Raw genomic sequence first — 17,203 nt, 5'->3', positions numbered from 1 at the left:
CCGCCCCCGCGGGCGTCCCGGTCACTTCACCGGCGACGCCTGCGCGGGCCACTGCACGGCCAGCACACTGGAGTTGCCGTCGTCCTGCAGCCGCAGGACGGGGACGGCCTTGTCCACCGGATTGCTGGCAGTGTCGCTGGTGGAGTAGTCCGCGGTGAACTGGATCGGCCCACTGGACCCGTGCACCTTGTGCGCACCTTGGAGGGCGCCGAGTTCGGCGGCGACCGCATCCGAGCCGGGCTGCGGCTGGTTGGCCAGCCGGACGGCGCTGATCGCGGTGAGCGTGGCATCGTAGGCCATCATCGTGTTGCCGTCGCTGAGCGCCGTGGTGGACGTCTCGTGGAACAGCGACTGATACTGCCCGATGAAGGTGGCGAAGCCGCTCCTGCCGTCCTGTATGTCCTGCTTATGTTGCGGGTCGTCGGCCGCCGACCACTCGTCGGGGTGGGCGACGCCCGCGTAGTCGACCGTGACGTGTCCCGACAGGTCCTTTTGGAGCTGGGGACTGTTGGGCAGGTTGGTCACGTCGTCGCCGCTAATGATCTCGATCTGCTTGTCCAGGCAGGTGTTGGACAGGGCGTGCACCAGCACGCCGAGGTCCTGGCCGCGCCCGGCGAACAGCACCACGGCCTTCGGCTGCTGTTCGAGGCAGATGTCGCCGGTCATCTGGCTGATCCGGTTCTCCACCTGCGCCTCGGCCTTGGTACGCGTCGCAGTGTCCACGGCTTGGTCGCGCTTTTCGGTGTTGTACGGTTCGGTGCCCACGATCTGGTGGCCGGGGATCTTGTTGAAATTCCGGAACCCGGTGACCAGCGTGGCGTCGTAGGAGTCCCCGGTGTTGTCGTCCTCCACTAGGACGGCCCGCGTGTAGCCGACTTTCTGCACGTAGGACAGGGCCACGGCCATGTTGTCCCGGTTGCTGGGGGAGACCCGGACGAAGTTCTTGATGTTGTCGTACGTGTCAGAGGTGATCGTCGCGCCGAAGACAGGGATGTCGTGACGGGTCAGGTCGTTCACAGCCAACTGGGTGGGCTTCAGACTGAGGCCGAGGCCGGTCACGGCGGCGATGTACTGGTCGGTGGCGTTCTCGATGGCCGACACCGCCGTCCGCCACCCGTTGGCCTGGTAGCCGTCACTGCCGATGAGTAACTGGATGTACGGGCTGTTGCCCTCGACGTTGGCGTTGTTGGCGTAGTGCTGAGCCGTATACGCGCCCTTTATCTGCTCCATCGCGTTGGTCATCGACAGGATGCTGCCCTTGTCCGCGGAGATCGGCAGCAGCAGGACGACGCTGACGTAGTTGTCCGGGTGATCCTTGACGACGTTGTGGTTCTCCTGCTGGACGGCCCGCTCGATCGGGGCCAGCTTCGAATTGAAGGGGTACGAGCCGTCGGTGAAGCCCACGCACTCGCCATTGACGCCTTCGTGGGTGACCACGGTGGCGTCCGCGTGCGAGCACGCGTGGTCCTCGTGGGTGAGGGCACGTACGCTCACCGTGCCGACTACGGCGAGCGTGAGGGCCAGGAGGGCGGTGAGCGCCACTTTGCCCCTGCGCCGCTGGTTCCCCCACCACGTCTTTGCCTTGCGCAAGATCTCGCCCACGGTTACTTCCATGTGTTCTCGATGACGCGGTATTTGTCGGCCTCCTCGAACAGCGCCTGGCTGTCCGTGAGGAAGGTGGCCAGGGCCTCGTACTCGTCGGCGATCGTCTTGGCCAGCCGGTGCGCAGGGTCGAAGGTGCGGTCCCGGAACAGCCAGCGGGCGACGGTGAGGCGGGTAATGGCCCTGCGGCGGTCGTCCGCCTGGGCCACTCCGGCGAGCGTGGTGACGAAGCCCCTCGGATCGCCGGCGGTGCGCAGCCGGTTGGGCGCTGTCGTGATCTGGTCCAGTACGGGCAGCCAGTCCGCGGTGGCCGTTGGCCGGTCCAGTTCCCGTTCCAGGTAGTTCACTACGCCTGTCAGGTGGGCGCGCTGGGACGGCTCCGCCTGCGCCAGCGTGTGGCGGTAGCGCAGCGGGGTGTTTCCCACATGGGTGTAGTGCGCGACATACCCTTCGTGCGCTCGCCCCCACACCTGGGGCCGGCGGGCCAGCCAGCGGCGCAGCAGCAGTGCGATCATCGGGTGCGGCTCCCATGCCTCGCCCGCATGCGGCTCCTCCAGCCACAGGGCCGAGGTGAGCCGGGACCGGGCGTCATTGGCATTGGCGCTGCTGTGCCACTCCAGGGAGCGGAAGGCCGCCGTGCAGGCGTCGAGGCGCAGCCCTGGCGTGGCGGCCAGGACCGCCATCGCGTCCAGCTCCGGGTTGCCCCCGGGGTCGAGCCGGCCGTCGGTGAGGACCGCGAGATCCTCGGGCAGGAGCCTTTTGAGCAGGTAGTCCTCGACGGTGGTGGCGGTGCCGTGGTCGGGCGGCCAGTGCTCGGGCAACTCGAACCGTGGCGGCAGCGGCTCGGCGAGCAGCAGGCGCGGGTCGTGCGCCTGGCGACCGAAGGCGGCCAGCAGGTGGGCCAGCCGGTCCACCGCCTCCGGGTGGCCGCCGGTCAGGTCGCGCAGGAAGTCGCCGTCGCGGTGGGTGTTGCCCAGCACGCTGCTGCGGCACATCTCCAGGACGTGGGTGCTCTCCAGGCCGGCCAGGCGGACCGGCACGAACCAGGGTGGCTCGTTCACCTGCGGGGCGAACACCAGCTCAAGGTCATTCGATGCCACGGCCCGGCCCATCCGCATCGCGTGCACCGGCCCGTGCCGCACGGCCACCACCACCAGCGGGTCGGGCCGCTGCGAACTGCGGCTCTCCCGGCGGCACTCGGCGAGCAGGTCGAGGAAGAGGTCGCCCATCGGGTTGTCGGCGTTGTCCACCAGCAGCAATGCGTTCATCAGCCGCTGTCCGCCGGGCTGGAACGCGTCGTTGAACGCCCACCGCGCGTCGGCCAGCAGCGCCGCGCACAGCACCTTCCCCACCTCGCGGACCGCAGCGTTGTCGTGGTCCACCACGTGCCGCCGCCACAGCCGCCACAGCAGGTCGTAGCCGTTGCCGCCGCCGGGCACCTCGGGGTCCGCCAGCCACCGCAGAGTCCGCCTCGTGCCGTGTCGCCCGAGTGCCGCCTGCAGCGCGCTCAACAGACTTGCGATCGCCCGGGCCATCACCTGCTGGTCGGGCGGCAGCATCGGGGCGGCCCGGTCCGCCCAGTCCCGCAGCGCCGTCTGCACGGCGGCTTCACGCGGTCCCGCGTTCAGGTACTTCTCGAACCCCGCTCGGTCCTGGGGGTCGCCCACGAAGCTCAGCGCTTTGATGATCACGCCGACTCTGGGGAAGGGCATCCGCCGTATGCCGGGGACCCTTCGCTTCCAGCCCTGCACTGCCGCCAGCACGATGTCCTCGACGCCCTGCGCGTCGCCGACGTCGAGCCGCACGCTCAGGCTCTTCTCGAAGAACTCGCCCCACAGGTTGTCCAGCACTGTCGATCCGCCGCCGCCCAGCGGCGCCGTCAGTACCACCACCGGCAGCGGGGCCACCGGCACACCTTTGCGTCGCAGCGCGTCCCGTACGAATCCCGTAACCCGGTCGCGGCCGTGCATCATGCCGCCCGCCACCGGCCCTCGTCCCCCGTGTCCCGCACGCCAGGCCCCTCTCCTCGCCCGCGCCCCACCCATCGCCCCGCCCGCACCCCGTTCCCGGGGCCCTGCTCCCCTCCATCGCGGAGCACTGCCGGGGATGGGGATGTTAGACCCCCACTGCGGGGAGGGGCCCCGGGAACGGATCGGATTCGGCCGAAAGGGTGACCCACGTGGACCGAACCCATGCGATGAGCCCTTGCTCCGCGCGGGCCGGGATACGGCCCGCGCGGGGTGGGGCGGGGCTACTTGTCGGCGATGAGCTTGCCGGCGACGGCCCAGCTCTCGGGGGACGTCTCCTGGAACCACACCTGCACCGTGTCCGCCGGGATCTTGTACGTGTCGACGAAGGCGTCGGTGATCCGGGCGACCAGCTCGCGCTTGAGCTCGACGGTGCGGGGGCCCTGCTGAACGGTGACGATCGGCATGCGTCCTCCTCAGGGATCGGCGCCGGCGGGACCGCCTGCCGGCCCGGACGGCGCACTTGCCGGGGTCAAGTCCACACCGCGGCGACGCGCCGATCGAGGCCCGGACGGCGATCGCAGCGATCACGATCCGAGATCGCCGCGACCCACCTCGCGGCAGGCGTCGAGCAACGGCCGCAGCCGTGCCGCCGTGGTGTCGCGGTGCACCGCCAGTACGGTCGGCATCGCCAGCGGCTCGCCGTCCGCGTCGTGCACGGGGACGAACGCCACCCGGGTGGTGCGCAGCACCGCGGCGTGCGACGCGTACACCACGGTCCACGCGTCACGGCCGGAGCCGAGCGCCGCCAGCGTGTCCTGGAGGGAACTGTGCGCCGGGCCGGGGACCGGCTCGAACCCCGCCTGCGCGCACACGCCGAGCAGCAGGTCCACCAGGGGCGGATTGTTGCGCCGGGACGTCAGGAACAACGGCAGTCCGGCCAGCTGCCCGATGCTTACGTCGGGCCCCGCGGCCAGCTCGTGCCGGGCGGGCAGCGCCGCCACCAGACGGTCCCGCCAGACCGGTATCAGCCGGACGTGCTCCGGTGCGTCGAGCTCACCGCGCAGGAACGCCGCGTCGCACTCCCGGTCCGCCACCCGGCGCAGCCGCTGCTCCATCGGCGCGGACACCAGCTCCACCGAGACCTGCGGCGCGAGCCGCTGCAGCGCCTCCAGCACCTGATCCAGCCGCTCGCCCATCCCGTTGCTGGTGCCGACCCGCAGCACCACGCCACGATCCGCCGCGAACCGCTCCACCACCTGCCGCGCCCGCCGCTCGGCGGCCAGCAACTCCTGTGCGGCCGGCAGGAAGTGCGTGCCGGCCTCGGTCAGCCGGACCCGGCGCGGCGAGCGGTCGAACAGCTCGACCCCCAGTTCCCGTTCCAGCCGCCGCACCTGCTGGCTCACCGCCGACTGGACGATCGACAGTCGCTCGGCCGCCCGCCCGAAGTGCAGTTCCTCAGCGACGGCGACGAAGTAACGCAGTTGCCGCAGCTCCATGCTTCTCCCACCGGATCACGGCCTGTGCCGGAGCAAGGCTAATCGGCACGGCTTGCCCGGCGCGTCGATCCGCACGGGGGAAGACCGAAGGCCCGGCACCGTGGGATCAGTCGGTGGCGCGCTGTGTACGGAGGACGGCGCGGGGCAGGGGGCGGACGGCCCGGGCCGGTGAACATGGGGCGAACGGCGAGGGCGGAGTCGGCGGCCGGGGTGCGGCCCGGGGCGGAAGGAAGGGCGGGCCCGGCATGGGCAGGAAGACGTCCCGCGGCGGGGCCCCGTACCATGGGACTGGCCGTGGCCGGAGGGTGCCCGGCGGGCGAGCGCGTCTGATGGGGGACGCGACGCCATCCACGAATCCGGGAGAAGCGCCGCAGTATGTCCACGCGCCACGACATCCGTAACGTCGCCATCGTCGCCCACGTCGACCACGGCAAGACGACACTGGTCGACGCCATGCTCAAGCAGGCCGGCGCATTCGCCGCCCACCAGCACGTGGACGACCGCGTGATGGACTCCAACGACCTGGAGCGCGAGAAGGGCATCACCATTCTCGCCAAGAACACGGCCGTGAAGTACCACCCGAAGGACGGTGGGGACCCGGTCACCATCAACATCATCGACACCCCAGGCCACGCCGACTTCGGCGGCGAGGTGGAGCGCGGGCTGTCCATGGTGGACGCGGTCGTGCTGCTGGTCGACGCCTCCGAGGGGCCGCTGCCGCAGACCCGGTTCGTGCTGCGCAAGGCGCTCAGCGCCCGGCTGCCGGTGATCCTGTGCATCAACAAGACCGACCGCCCCGACGCGCGTATCGACGAGGTCGTCAACGAGACGTACGACCTGTTCCTCGACCTCGACGCGGACGAGGACCAGATCGAGTTCCCGATCGTCTACGCCTGTGCCCGCGACGGTGTGGCGAGTCTCACCAAGCCGCAGAACGGCACGGTCCCGGCCGACTCCGACAGCCTGGAGCCGTTCTTCTCCACCCTGCTGGCGCACGTGCCGGCCCCCACGTTCGAGGAGGAGGCGCCGCTCCAGGCGCACGTCACCAACCTCGACGCCGACAACTTCCTCGGCCGTATCGCGCTGCTGCGGGTCGAGCAGGGTCACCTGAAGAAGGGGCAGACCGTCGCCTGGATCAAGCGCGACGGCACCGTGCAGAACGTCCGCATCACCGAGCTGATGATGACCGAGGCGCTGACCCGCAAGGCCGCCGAGAGCGCGGGCCCGGGCGACATCTGCGCGGTCGCGGGCATCCCGGACATCATGATCGGCGAGACCCTGGCCGACCCGGAGAACCCGATCGCGCTGCCGCTGATCACCGTGGACGAGCCGGCCATCTCGATGACCATCGGCACGAACACCTCGCCGCTGGTCGGCAAGGGCGGCAAGGGCCACAAGGTCACCGCCCGCCTGGTCAAGGACCGCCTGGAGCGCGAGCTGATCGGCAACGTGTCCCTGCGGGTGCTGCCCACCGAGCGGCCGGACGCCTGGGAGGTGCAGGGCCGCGGTGAGCTGGCGCTGGCGATCCTGGTGGAGACCATGCGCCGGGAGGGCTTCGAGCTGACCGTCGGCAAGCCCGAGGTGGTCACCAAGGAGATCAACGGCAAGGTCCACGAGCCGGTCGAGCGGATGACCATCGACTCGCCCGAGGAGCACCTGGGCGCGATCACCCAGCTCATGGCCACCCGCAAGGGCCGCATGGAGACCATGACCAACCACGGCTCGGGCTGGATCCGGATGGAGTGGATCGTGCCCTCGCGCGGGCTGATCGGCTTCCGTACGGAGTTCCTGACCCAGACCCGCGGCACGGGCATCGCGCACTCGATCTTCGAGGAGCACGAGCCCTGGTTCGGCGAGCTGCGCACCCGCAACAACGGCTCCCTGGTCGCCGACCGGGCCGGCGCGGTCACCGCCTTCGCCATGACCAATCTCCAGGAGCGCGGCGTCCTCTTCACGGACCCGGGCACCGAGGTGTACGAGGGCATGATCGTCGGGGAGAACTCGCGCTCCGACGACATGGACGTCAACATCACCAAGGAGAAGAAGCTCACGAACATGCGGTCCTCGACCGCTGACGTCGCCGAGTCGATCGTCCCCCCGCGCAAGCTCAGCCTCGAGCAGTCGCTGGAGTTCTGCCGCGACGACGAGTGCATTGAGGTCACTCCGGAGACGGTACGCATCCGCAAGGTGGTGCTGGACCAGAAGGAGCGGGGCCGCGCTGCCGCCCGCGCGAAGCACTCCTGAGCTTCGCAGGGCCGCACACATCCCCCCGGGCTCGCCCGGGGAAACCCAGGGGCGCGGGGAACTGCGCGCGAAACCCACCACCGGACCGCGGGTCGTCACCGACCCGAAGGGGCAGTTGCTGCCGTCTCCGGACCACCGGCAGGTGTGTGGTACTCGCGCAGTTCCCCGCGCCCCTTTGGCTACTCCCGGCGAACTCTCTGTAACCGGTGCGTCCGGTATTCGGACACGTACTCCGCATTTTGACGTTAGAAAGCTCACACTGTCCGTTTGCTTCCTGTCTGTCTACGTTCCGCTTTGTCCGGATTCCGGGCGCCGCTCACAGCTCTCTGTAATCAAAGTGAGACCCGGACTCGGGTCGACGCGCGCTCGGTGTAGCCGATAGTTAAAAGCGTTGAGCTCGGGTCAATGGGTCACGCCGCCGCAAGGCAAGAGGCGCCGACTCACGAGCACGGGACGGTCGAGGTCGCTGTCAGGGGTGTCAGCGCCGAGGGACCGTCCTTTCACGTAGCGAAAGTGACTCCTGAGGAGGCAAACCCATGCGTGGTGCCAAGAGCGCCAAGTGGGTCGTAGGAGCGGCCGTGGTCGCCCTGGCAGCGACCGCCTGTGGTGGCGGAGGCTCCGACACGAAGGCCGGCGGTTCGAACGACGGCGTCGTGCGGGCCTGGTGGGGCGACCCCCAGAACCCCCTTGAGCCCGCGAACACCAATGAGGTGCAGGGCGGCAAGGTCATGGACATGATCTTCATGGACCTCAAGGAGTACGACCCCACGACGGGCAAGGCCAACCTGGCCGCGGCCCAGTCGATCACCACCAACGACCAGCAGAACTTCACGATCACCCTGAAGCCGGGCCTGAAGTTCTCCGACGGCACGCCGGTGACCTCGTCGTCCTTCGTGGACGCCTGGAACTACGGCGCCCTGGTCACCAACAAGCAGCTCAACTCGTACTTCTTCGCGGACATCGACGGCTACGACGCCGTCCACCCGGAGGCGGCGAACGCGGCCCCGACCGCCAAGACGATGTCGGGCCTGAAGGTGGTCAACGACACCACCTTCACCGTGAAGCTGAAGCAGAAGTTCTCCACCTGGCCGGACCGGCTCGGCTACAAGGCGTTCGCGCCGCTGCCGAAGTCGTTCTTCACCGACCACGCCGGCTACCTGAACAAGCCGGTCGGCGACGGTCCGTACGAGGTCGTGTCGTACACCAAGGGCAGCAGCATGAAGCTGGTCCCGAACCCGTACTACACCGGCGCGAGCAAGCCGAAGAACAAGGGCGTGCTGCTGAAGGTCTACACCGACAGCGCCACCGCGTACGCGGACCTGCAGGCCGGCAACCTCGACGTGCTGGACGACATCCCGGCCGAGGACCTCACCCACGTCAAGTCGGACATGAGCGGCCGCTACCTCAACCAGCCGGCCGGCATCATCCAGACCATCTCCTTCCCGCTGAACCAGAAGTCCTGGAATGCGCCGGGGATGGACAAGGTCCGGCTCGGCCTGTCGATGGCCATCGACCGCAAGACGATCACCCAGAAGATCTTCCAGGGCACCCGTACCCCGGCCACCGACCTCACCTCCCCGGTGCTGGGCGCGTCCGGCGGCTACGACCCGACCATGGCCGGTGACGCGACGACGTACAACCCGACCAAGGCCCGGCAGCTCATCCAGCAGGGCGGCGGCATCCCCGGCGGTCACATGACCATCGGCTACAACGCCGACTCCGGCTCCCACAAGCAGTGGGTGGACGCGGTGTGCAACAGCATCAACCAGGTGCTGGGCAACAACAAGGCCTGCGTGGGCGCCCCGACCGGCACCTTCGCGGACTTCCGCAACCAGATCACCAAGGGCCAGATGACCCAGCCGTTCCGCTCCGGCTGGCAGATGGACTACCCGCTGATCGACGACTTCCTGACCCCGCTGTACGCCACCTCGGGCAGCTCGAACGACTCGCACTACAGCAACCCGCAGTTCGACAAGCTGATCAACGAGGCCAACGCGGCGCCGAACCCCGCGCAGGCGACCTCGCTGTACCAGCAGGCCGAGAAGCTGCTGTTCAAGGACATGCCGGTGATCCCGCTCTGGTACCAGAACGGTGAGGCCGCCTGGTCCTCCCGGGTCTCCAACGTGACGGAGAACGCCTTCAGCTACCCCGTCTACACCGACATCACGGTCAACAACAGCTGACCTGTGATGCGCGGACGCCGGCCGGGGGCCACCGCCCCCGGCCGGCAGCCGCCTGATCCCGAATCCCTGGAGGGCAGATGGGGCGCTACGTCATCAGGCGACTGCTCCAGATGGTTCCGGTCTTCATCGGCACCACCTTTCTGATCTTCGTGATGGTCTACGCACTGGGCGACCCGGTGGCCGCCATGTTCGGCGACCGCGCACCGGACCCCGCCACCGCGGCGCAGATCCGTCACGACCTGTATCTCGACCACCCGCTGCCCCTGCAGTACCTGCACTACATGGGGCAGATCTTCACCGGGAACTTCGGCAAGGCCGCCACCGGCCAGCCGGTCACGGAGCTCATGGGCACCGCCTTCCCGGTCACCCTGCGGCTGACGATCGTCGCCTTCGCCATCGAGGCGATCGCCGGCATCGGCCTCGGCCTGCTCGCCGGGCTGCGCCGCGGCCGGTTCGCCGACTCCGGGGTGCTGGCCTTCACGCTGCTGGTGGTGGCCATCCCGACGTTCGTCACCGGCTACCTGCTGCAGTACTTCGTCGGCGTCAAGTGGGGTCTGGCCAACCCGGCGGTCGCCGACGGCGCGCCGTTCAGCGACCTGATCCTGCCCGGCGTGGTGCTGGCCGGTGTCTCGCTCGCGTACGTCGCCCGGCTCACCCGTACCTCGGTCGCGGAGAACTCCCGCGCGGACTACCTGCGCACCGCCGTCGCCAAGGGCCTGCCCCGGCGCCGGGTGGTCACCGTGCACCTGCTGCGCAACTCGCTGATACCCGTGGTCACCTTCCTCGGCACCGACATCGGCGGCCTGATGGCCGGCGCGGTCGTCACCGAGCGGATCTTCAACATCCACGGCGTCGGCTACCAGCTCTACCAGGGCATCCTGCGGCAGAACCCCCCCACGGTGGTCGGCTTCGTCACCATCCTGGTGCTGATCTTCCTGGCCGCCAACCTGCTCGTCGACCTGCTCTACGCGGTCCTGGACCCGAGGATCCGGTATGCCTGACATGACCGACTCCCAGAGCCTGGTGGACGCGGTCCCCACCACCGCCGCCGGCCCCGTGGACCCCTCGCAGCAGCGCGAGAAGGCGCGCAGCCTGTGGAGCGACGCCTGGCACGACCTCAGCCGCAAGCCGCTGTTCTACATATCCGCGCTGGTGATCGTCTTCCTGGTGGTCATCGCCATCTGGCCGAGCCTGATCGCCTCCGGCGACCCGCTGGCCTGCGACCTGTCCAAGTCCCAGATGGGCCCGACCTCCGGGCACCCCTTCGGCTTCGACACCCAGGGCTGCGACGTCTACACCCGCGTGGTGTACGGCGCCCGCGCCTCGGTGAGCGTCGGTATGTTCTCCACCCTCGGCGTCACCGTGCTCGGCTCCCTGCTGGGGGGCCTGGCCGGATACTTCGGCGGCTGGTGGGACGCGATCCTGTCCCGGATCAGCGACATCTTCTTCGGCATCCCGATCCTGCTGGGCGGCGTCGTCTTCCTGTCCGTGATCAAGGGCGGCTCGGTCACCACCGTCTCGCTGTTCATGATCCTGCTGGGCTGGCCGCAGATCGCGCGTATCGCGCGCGGCGCGGTGATCACCGCCAAGCAGCAGGACTACGTGCAGGCCGCCCGCGCGCTCGGCGCCGGCCACACCCGGCTGATGCTGCGGCACATCGCGCCCAACGCGCTGGCCCCCGTCATCGTGGTGGCCACGATCGCGCTGGGCACGTACATCTCGCTGGAGGCGACGCTGTCCTACCTGGGCGTCGGCCTCAAGCCGCCGGCCGTTTCCTGGGGCATCGACATCTCCGCGGCGTCCGAGCAGATCAACAACGCCCCGCACATGCTGCTGTGGCCGGCCGGCGCGCTGAGCGTCACCGTCCTGGCGTTCATCCTGCTCGGCGACGCGGTACGCGACGCCCTCGACCCCAAGCTGCGCTAGGAGGGCGTACGTGACCGTCATCGATGAGACCGCGGGCGCCCTCGCGCCCGCCGCACCGGCGGCCCCGCTGCTGGACGTCCGCGACCTGCACGTGGAGTTCCGCACCCGGGACGGCGTGGCCAAGGCCGTCAACGGAGTGAACTACTCGGTGAACGCCGGCGAGACGCTGGCCGTGCTCGGTGAGTCCGGGTCCGGCAAGTCGGTCACCGCACAGGCGATCATGGGCATCCTCGACATGCCGCCCGGCCGTATCACCAGCGGCGAGATCCTCTTCCACGGCAAGGACATGCTCACCATGTCCGGCGAGGAGCGGCGGAAGATCCGCGGCCGGAAGATCGCCATGATCTTCCAGGACGCGCTGTCCGCGCTCAACCCGGTGCTGTCGGTGGGCTACCAGCTCGGCGAGATGTTCCGGGTGCACCAGGGGATGTCCCGCAAGCAGGCCAAGCTCAAGGCGATCGAGCTGATGGACCGGGTGCGCATCCCGGCCGCCAAGGAGCGGGTCAACGACTACCCGCACCAGTTCTCCGGCGGCATGCGGCAGCGCATCATGATCGCGATGGCGCTGGCCCTGGAACCGGACCTGATCATCGCGGACGAGCCGACCACGGCGCTCGACGTGACGGTGCAGGCCCAGGTGATGGACCTGCTGGCCGAGCTCCAGCGCGAGTTCACCATGGGCCTGATCCTGATCACCCACGACCTGGGCGTGGTGGCGGACGTCGCCGACAAGATCGCGGTGATGTACGCCGGGCGCATCGTGGAGACCGCGCCCGTCCACGAGATCTACCGGCGGCCGGCCCACCCGTACACCAAGGGCCTGCTCCAGTCGATCCCGCGGCTGGACCGCAAGGGTCAGGAGCTGTACGCGATCAAGGGCCTGCCGCCCAACCTGACCCGGATCCCGTCCGGCTGCGCCTTCAACCCGCGCTGCCCGATGGCCCAGGACGTGTGCCGTACCGATGTGCCGGTACTGCACCAGGTCGGGCCGGGCCGCGGCAGCGCCTGCCACTTCTGGAAGGAGACCCTCGGTGACTGATTCCCCCATCACCGCGCAGGGGCCCGCCGCACCGGCGGCCGCCCCGCAGGGCGAGCCGATCCTTCAGGTGCGCAACCTGGTCAAGCACTTCCCGCTGACCCAGGGCATCCTGTTCAAGAAGCAGATCGGCGCCGTCAAGGCGGTCGACGGTGTCTCCTTCGACCTCTACCGGGGCGAGACGCTGGGCATCGTCGGCGAGTCCGGCTGCGGCAAGTCCACCGTCGCCAAGCTGCTGATGAACTTGGAGCAGGCCACCTCCGGCGAGGTGTTCTACAAGGGCCAGGACATCACCCGGCTGTCCGGGCGCGCCCTGAAGGCGGTCCGGCGCAACATCCAGATGGTGTTCCAGGACCCCTACACCTCGCTCAACCCCCGGATGACGGTCGGCGACATCATCGGCGAGCCCTTCGACATCCACCCGGAAGCCGCGCCCAAGGGCGACCGGCGCCGCCGGGTGCGCGAACTGCTCGACGTGGTCGGGCTCAACCCGGAGTACATCAACCGCTACCCGCACCAGTTCTCCGGCGGCCAGCGGCAGCGCATCGGCATCGCCCGCGGCCTGGCGCTCAACCCGGAGATCATCATCTGCGACGAGCCGGTGTCCGCGCTGGACGTCTCGGTGCAGGCGCAGGTGGTCAACCTGATGGAGAAGCTCCAGGACGAGTTCGGACTGTCGTACGTCTTCATCGCGCACGACCTCTCGATCGTCCGGCACATCTCCGACCGGGTCGGCGTGATGTACCTGGGCCGGATCGCGGAGATCGGCAGCGACGCCGAGATCTACGAGCACCCCACCCACCCCTACACCCAGGCTCTGCTCTCCGCCGTCCCCGTCCCCGACCCCGAGGCCCGCGAACATCGCGAGCGCATCATCCTCTCCGGTGACGTCCCCTCCCCGGCCAACCCCCCCTCCGGCTGCCGCTTCCGCACCCGCTGCTGGAAGGCCCAGGACCGCTGCGCCACCGAAACCCCCCTCCTCGCCATCCCCGAACGCTTCGCCGACTCCGGCACCCTGGCCGCCCACGAGTCGGCCTGCCACTTCGCGGAAGCCGTGTCTTATTAGGCGCTGGCGCGCCGGGGGACGTGGTGGGCGCGGCCTGATCCGCGACACCATGGTTACGTGTAGGGGGCGCCCGCTATTGCGGGCGCCCCCTACACGTGCTGGGCTGCTTGCGTATACAGCCAGCTATCTATACATTCAAGTATATGGCCAGTGAGTGGGAGATCGAGATCGAGCCGGAAGTCCGGCACTGGCTGGACAACCTGTCCGACCGGGACTATCTCCAGGCGGAACACGCAGCCGAGCGCTTACTGGGCGCGCCGACCACGCTCTCGGAGCCCTACTCCCGCCACCTCGGCGACGGTCTTCGCGAACTGCGGTTCATGCTCGGACACGACAGTCAGGCGATCCGCCTGACGTACTGGCTTGCGCCCGGGCGTCGGATCGTCCTTCTCACTGTCTTCCGGAAATCCAAGATGCGCGAGGATGCCGAAGTGGATCGGGCCCAACAGGCCAGGAAGGCGTGCGAGGCCGAAGGCCATACGGCCCATGACGAGTTCAGCCGCACGATCACGATGGGAGATGCCCGATGAACCATGCTCGGTGGAAGCTCGCCCGCGAACGTGCGATTGCCAATGGCGGGAATGAGTCGCCCGAGGTCGAAGCCATGCGTACGGAGATCCGCATGGCTTTCGACCTCGGGCAGGCGGTTCACGACCGCAGGACGGAACTGGGGATCTCCCAGACGGAACTCGCCGGGCGGGCGGGCATGACCCAGCCGCAGGTCTCCAAGCTCGAGCTCGGCGGGACGGTCCCCACGCTGCCTCTCCTGGCTCGCCTGGCCAAAGCGCTCGACGTGTCCCTGAACATCGCCCTGGACGGCGACACCTCCACCGTCGCCTTCACGCCGCACGCCGCGTGACTGCGGCTGGACTGTTGCGAAGGTAGGGGGCGCCCGCTCATAGCGGGCGCCCCCTACACGTATGGTGCGGGTGGGTCAGACCGTGCCGCTTTCCCACCACCAGGCCTGGGCGCCGTAGGGGTATTCGATGCGGCTGTCCATGTGCTGCCAGGAGTTGGTGTAGGCCTCGAGGCCGGAGAAGCCGCTGCGTTCGCCGAGCTGGTAGAGGGTCTTGGTGGCCACGCCGGAGACGACGATGTCGGCGGCGATGCCGTACTGGTGCTGGGAGTTGGTGGCGTAGCCGTAGATGCTGGTGTTGTAGGCGATGCTGCGGAAGCCGGAGTTGATGGTGACCGGCTGGTTGCCGACCTTCTTGCGGACCGCCTCCAGCTTGTACATCAGGCGGCGGATGTTCTCCTTGACGGTGGCCGAGCCGACCTTGCCGCCGGAGAAGCCGGCGCCGTCGTGGCTGTAGAACTCGGAGAAGTCGAAGTGCGCGGTCGAACCGTCGCTGGCTTCCAGGGAGTTGAGGGTGGCCTGGGTCTGCGGGCCCACGATGCCGTCCGCCGACAGGCCGTACGCGGACTGGAAGCGCTTGACGGCGGCGGCCGTGCCGGGACCGAAGTCGCCGTCCACCGCGACGTAGGTGTGCGAGGCGGAGTCGGCGGCCCAGCCGGCCACCCGGATCTGGAGTTCGCTCACATCGGCGCCGGTCGCGCCCTGCTGGAGCGTGCGGCTCCAGGAGTAGGCGGCGGCCGGGCCGGCCAGCACCAGGCCGCCGGCGGTGGCCAGGCCGGCGGCGACGACCGCGCCGGCGCCGTAGCGCAGCAGCGAGCGGCGGCCCACCGGCCGGTCGGCCGCAGCCGCGGGGGAGAGGTCGCTCGGGATGCTCACGTCGCTCACGTCAGTGCTCCTCGGAATCCTCGAGACGGGTACGGAGGGCGCGGGGGGATCGGGGCGGCTGAGCCGCCACCCCATTCTTGACGGGGACCGGTCAGTTCATGCATCGCGCGTAGATGAACTTCCGCGGTCCCTGTGTCGTCCCCGCGCCGTCCTCGCGCCTTCCCTCCACTGTCCCTGCGCCGTTCCCCACCCGTCTCCGCCGGCCGACACGATGCCCCGTATGTGACTGATTGCCGTATTAATCCGATGATGTGGCGTACGTTCATCCTGCGACCCGGAACGAGGGAGGAGGCACGCGATGCGCAACGCCATGCGCGTGAGGTGCGCCGTCGGCGCGGCGGCGATCGCCATGGCCGCCGCTGCCTGCGGGGGCGGCAGCGACACCAGCGGCAGCGGCGGTGTCGTCCGGGCCTCCTGGGGTGACCCGCAGAACCCGCTGGAGCCGGCCGACACCAACGAGGTGCAGGGCGGCAAGGTGCTCGACATGGTCTTCCGCGGCCTGAAGAAGTACAACCCCAAGACCGCGGCCGCCGAGAACATGGTCGCCCAGTCGATCACCAGCACCGACTCGCAGAACTTCGACATCAAGCTCAAGCCCGGCTGGACCTTCTCCAACGGCGAGCCGGTCACCGCCGACTCCTTCATCAACGCCTGGAACTACGACGCCCTGCTGAAGAACGCCCAGGTCAACGCGCCCTTCTTCAGCTACATCGACGGCTACGACAAGGTCCACCCCGACGCCTCCGGCGCCAAGTCCAGCGCGCAGACCCTCTCCGGCCTGACCAAGGTCAGCGACACGGAGTTCACGGTCCGGCTGAACCAGAAGTTCTCCCTCTTCCCGGACACCCTCGGCTACTCGGCGTTCTACCCGCTGCCCAAGGCGTTCTTCAGCAACCACGCGGCCTGGCTCGCCAAGCCGATCGGCAACGGCCCGTACGAGATCTCCTCGTACACCAAGGGCACCGGCATGAATCTGGTCAAGTGGGACGGCTACAAGGGCCCGGACCCAGCCGTCAACAAGGGCGTGGACCTGCGGGTCTACACCGACAGCAACACCGCGTACACCGACCTCCAGGCCGGCAACCTGGACCTGGTCGACGACGTCCCCGCCGCCCAGCTCCGCAACGTCAAGGGCGACCTCGGCAACCGCTACATCAACGAGCCGGCCGGCATCATCCAGACCCTGGCCTTCCCGCTGTACAATCCGCGCTGGTCGTCGGCGAAAGCCGCCGAGCTCCGGCAGGGCCTGTCGATGGCGATCAACCGTCCGCAGATCACCCGGCAGATCTTCCAGAACACCCGCACCCCGGCCACCGACTGGACCTCACCCGTGCTCGGCGCGGCCGGCGGCTTCAAGGCGGGCCTGTGCAACACCGAGTGCAGCTTCGACCCGGCCAGGGCCAAGCAACTGATCCAGCAGGCCGGCGGGCTGCCCGGCGGGTCGATCACCATCTCGTACAACGCCGACACCGGCTCCCACAAGGAGTGGGTGGACGCGGTCTGCAACAGCATCAACAACGCGCTGGGCAACAACAAGGCCTGCGTCGGGGCGCCGGTCGGCACCTTCGCCGACTTCCGCAACAAGATCACCAACAAGCAGATGGCCAACACGTTCCGGGCCGGCTGGCAGATGGACTACCCGCTGATCCAGGACTTCCTCCAGCCGCAGTACTTCACCGGCGCCTCCTCCAACGACTCGCACTACAGCAACCCGAACTTCGACAAGCTGGTCAACCAGGCCAACGCCGAGAGTTCGCCCGCCGCTGCCGTGCGCGCCTACCAGGACGCCGAGCGGCAGCTCGTCCAGGACATGCCGGCGATCCCGCTCTGGTACCAGAACGGCAGCGCGGGCTACTCCGCGAACCTCAGCAACGTGACCCTGAACCCCTTCAGCGTCCCGGTCTACAACGAGATCAAGGTCGCCTGACCCCGCCCCGGA

Annotated in this window: 14 protein-coding genes; 9 read left to right on the top strand and 5 right to left on the bottom strand. The window is 68.9% G+C overall.

Annotation, left to right across the window (positions count from 1 at the left end; translation table 11 throughout):
- Positions 1–21: 21 nt before the first annotated feature.
- The 4 genes from ITX44_RS25110 to ITX44_RS25095 all read right to left on the bottom strand — a co-directional run bounded on the left by ITX44_RS25110 (position 22) and on the right by ITX44_RS25095 (position 5,068).
- A complete protein-coding gene (locus ITX44_RS25110; protein ID WP_205359634.1) occupies positions 22–1,602 on the bottom strand; it encodes an ABC transporter substrate-binding protein in 1,581 nt (526 codons plus the stop codon).
- Positions 1,603–1,604: 2 nt separating this feature from the next.
- Positions 1,605–3,509, bottom strand: a complete 1,905-nt coding sequence (locus tag ITX44_RS25105; protein WP_307795473.1) for an ATP-binding protein — start codon at positions 3,507–3,509, stop codon at positions 1,605–1,607.
- A gap of 344 nt (positions 3,510–3,853) precedes the next feature.
- Positions 3,854–4,036, bottom strand: coding sequence for a 4-oxalocrotonate tautomerase DmpI (gene dmpI / locus ITX44_RS25100; RefSeq protein WP_205359632.1), 183 nt, complete (start codon positions 4,034–4,036; stop codon positions 3,854–3,856).
- A 120-nt stretch (positions 4,037–4,156) separates the two neighbouring features.
- On the bottom strand, positions 4,157–5,068 hold the full coding sequence (locus ITX44_RS25095) for a LysR family transcriptional regulator (protein WP_205359631.1): 912 nt from the start codon (positions 5,066–5,068) through the stop codon (positions 4,157–4,159).
- 375 nt (positions 5,069–5,443) lie between these two features.
- On the opposite strand from ITX44_RS25095, the gene typA reads away from it, so the two are divergent.
- From typA to ITX44_RS25055, 8 genes are all read left to right on the top strand, one after another.
- Positions 5,444–7,312, top strand: a complete 1,869-nt coding sequence (typA, locus tag ITX44_RS25090) for a translational GTPase TypA (protein ID WP_205359630.1) — start codon at positions 5,444–5,446, stop codon at positions 7,310–7,312.
- A gap of 536 nt (positions 7,313–7,848) precedes the next feature.
- Positions 7,849–9,495, top strand: a complete 1,647-nt coding sequence (locus tag ITX44_RS25085) for a peptide ABC transporter substrate-binding protein (RefSeq protein WP_205359629.1) — start codon at positions 7,849–7,851, stop codon at positions 9,493–9,495.
- 77 nt (positions 9,496–9,572) lie between these two features.
- Positions 9,573–10,496, top strand: a complete 924-nt coding sequence (locus ITX44_RS25080) for an ABC transporter permease (protein ID WP_205359628.1) — start codon at positions 9,573–9,575, stop codon at positions 10,494–10,496.
- Positions 10,489–11,421: an ABC transporter permease gene (locus ITX44_RS25075; protein WP_205359627.1), complete on the top strand. Its 933-nt coding sequence runs from the start codon at positions 10,489–10,491 to the stop codon at positions 11,419–11,421. Before ITX44_RS25080 ends, ITX44_RS25075 begins: the two co-directional genes overlap by 8 nt.
- A gap of 10 nt (positions 11,422–11,431) precedes the next feature.
- The gene (locus ITX44_RS25070; protein WP_205359626.1) at positions 11,432–12,460 is read left to right on the top strand and encodes an ABC transporter ATP-binding protein; all 1,029 of its coding nucleotides are present in this window, start codon (positions 11,432–11,434) and stop codon (positions 12,458–12,460) included.
- Positions 12,384–13,523, top strand: a complete 1,140-nt coding sequence (locus ITX44_RS25065; RefSeq protein WP_372440989.1) for an ABC transporter ATP-binding protein — start codon at positions 12,384–12,386, stop codon at positions 13,521–13,523. Before ITX44_RS25070 ends, ITX44_RS25065 begins: the two co-directional genes overlap by 77 nt.
- A gap of 143 nt (positions 13,524–13,666) precedes the next feature.
- Complete coding sequence (locus ITX44_RS25060) at positions 13,667–14,053, top strand: type II toxin-antitoxin system RelE/ParE family toxin (RefSeq protein WP_205359624.1); 387 nt, start codon at positions 13,667–13,669, stop codon at positions 14,051–14,053.
- 92 nt (positions 14,054–14,145) lie between these two features.
- Positions 14,146–14,382 carry a helix-turn-helix domain-containing protein gene (locus ITX44_RS25055; RefSeq protein WP_372440988.1) on the top strand — a complete coding sequence of 79 codons (237 nt, stop codon included), beginning with the start codon at positions 14,146–14,148 and terminating at the stop codon, positions 14,380–14,382.
- Between the two features lie 75 nt (positions 14,383–14,457).
- Here the strand turns inward: ITX44_RS25055 and ITX44_RS25050 are convergent, their stop codons facing one another.
- Positions 14,458–15,264, bottom strand: a complete 807-nt coding sequence (locus ITX44_RS25050; RefSeq protein ID WP_372440987.1) for a D-Ala-D-Ala carboxypeptidase family metallohydrolase — start codon at positions 15,262–15,264, stop codon at positions 14,458–14,460.
- A 298-nt stretch (positions 15,265–15,562) separates the two neighbouring features.
- Between ITX44_RS25050 and ITX44_RS25045 the strand changes: the two genes are divergently transcribed.
- Positions 15,563–17,191, top strand: coding sequence for a peptide ABC transporter substrate-binding protein (locus ITX44_RS25045; protein WP_205359621.1), 1,629 nt, complete (start codon positions 15,563–15,565; stop codon positions 17,189–17,191).
- Positions 17,192–17,203 lie beyond the last annotated feature (12 nt).

This window comes from Actinacidiphila acididurans, assembly GCF_016918855.1.
Taxonomy (GTDB): Bacteria; Actinomycetota; Actinomycetes; order Streptomycetales; family Streptomycetaceae; genus Actinacidiphila; species Actinacidiphila acididurans.
This window is presented reverse-complemented; position numbering and strand designations above follow the sequence as displayed.

Excerpts from the sequence above, each read along its gene's own strand:
- dmpI (WP_205359632.1), bottom strand. The coding sequence starts at position 4,036 with ATGCCGATCGTCACCGTTCAGCAGGGCCCCCGCACCGTCGAGCTCAAG.
- ITX44_RS25095 (WP_205359631.1), bottom strand. The coding sequence starts at position 5,068 with ATGGAGCTGCGGCAACTGCGTTACTTCGTCGCCGTCGCTGAGGAACTG.
- typA (WP_205359630.1), top strand. The coding sequence starts at position 5,444 with ATGTCCACGCGCCACGACATCCGTAACGTCGCCATCGTCGCCCACGTC.
- ITX44_RS25085 (WP_205359629.1), top strand. The coding sequence starts at position 7,849 with ATGCGTGGTGCCAAGAGCGCCAAGTGGGTCGTAGGAGCGGCCGTGGTC.
- ITX44_RS25080 (WP_205359628.1), top strand. The coding sequence starts at position 9,573 with ATGGGGCGCTACGTCATCAGGCGACTGCTCCAGATGGTTCCGGTCTTC.
- ITX44_RS25075 (WP_205359627.1), top strand. The coding sequence starts at position 10,489 with ATGCCTGACATGACCGACTCCCAGAGCCTGGTGGACGCGGTCCCCACC.
- ITX44_RS25065 (WP_372440989.1), top strand. The coding sequence starts at position 12,384 with ATGTGCCGGTACTGCACCAGGTCGGGCCGGGCCGCGGCAGCGCCTGCC.
- ITX44_RS25060 (WP_205359624.1), top strand. The coding sequence starts at position 13,667 with ATGGCCAGTGAGTGGGAGATCGAGATCGAGCCGGAAGTCCGGCACTGG.
- ITX44_RS25055 (WP_372440988.1), top strand. The coding sequence starts at position 14,146 with ATGGCTTTCGACCTCGGGCAGGCGGTTCACGACCGCAGGACGGAACTG.
- ITX44_RS25045 (WP_205359621.1), top strand. The coding sequence starts at position 15,563 with ATGCGCAACGCCATGCGCGTGAGGTGCGCCGTCGGCGCGGCGGCGATC.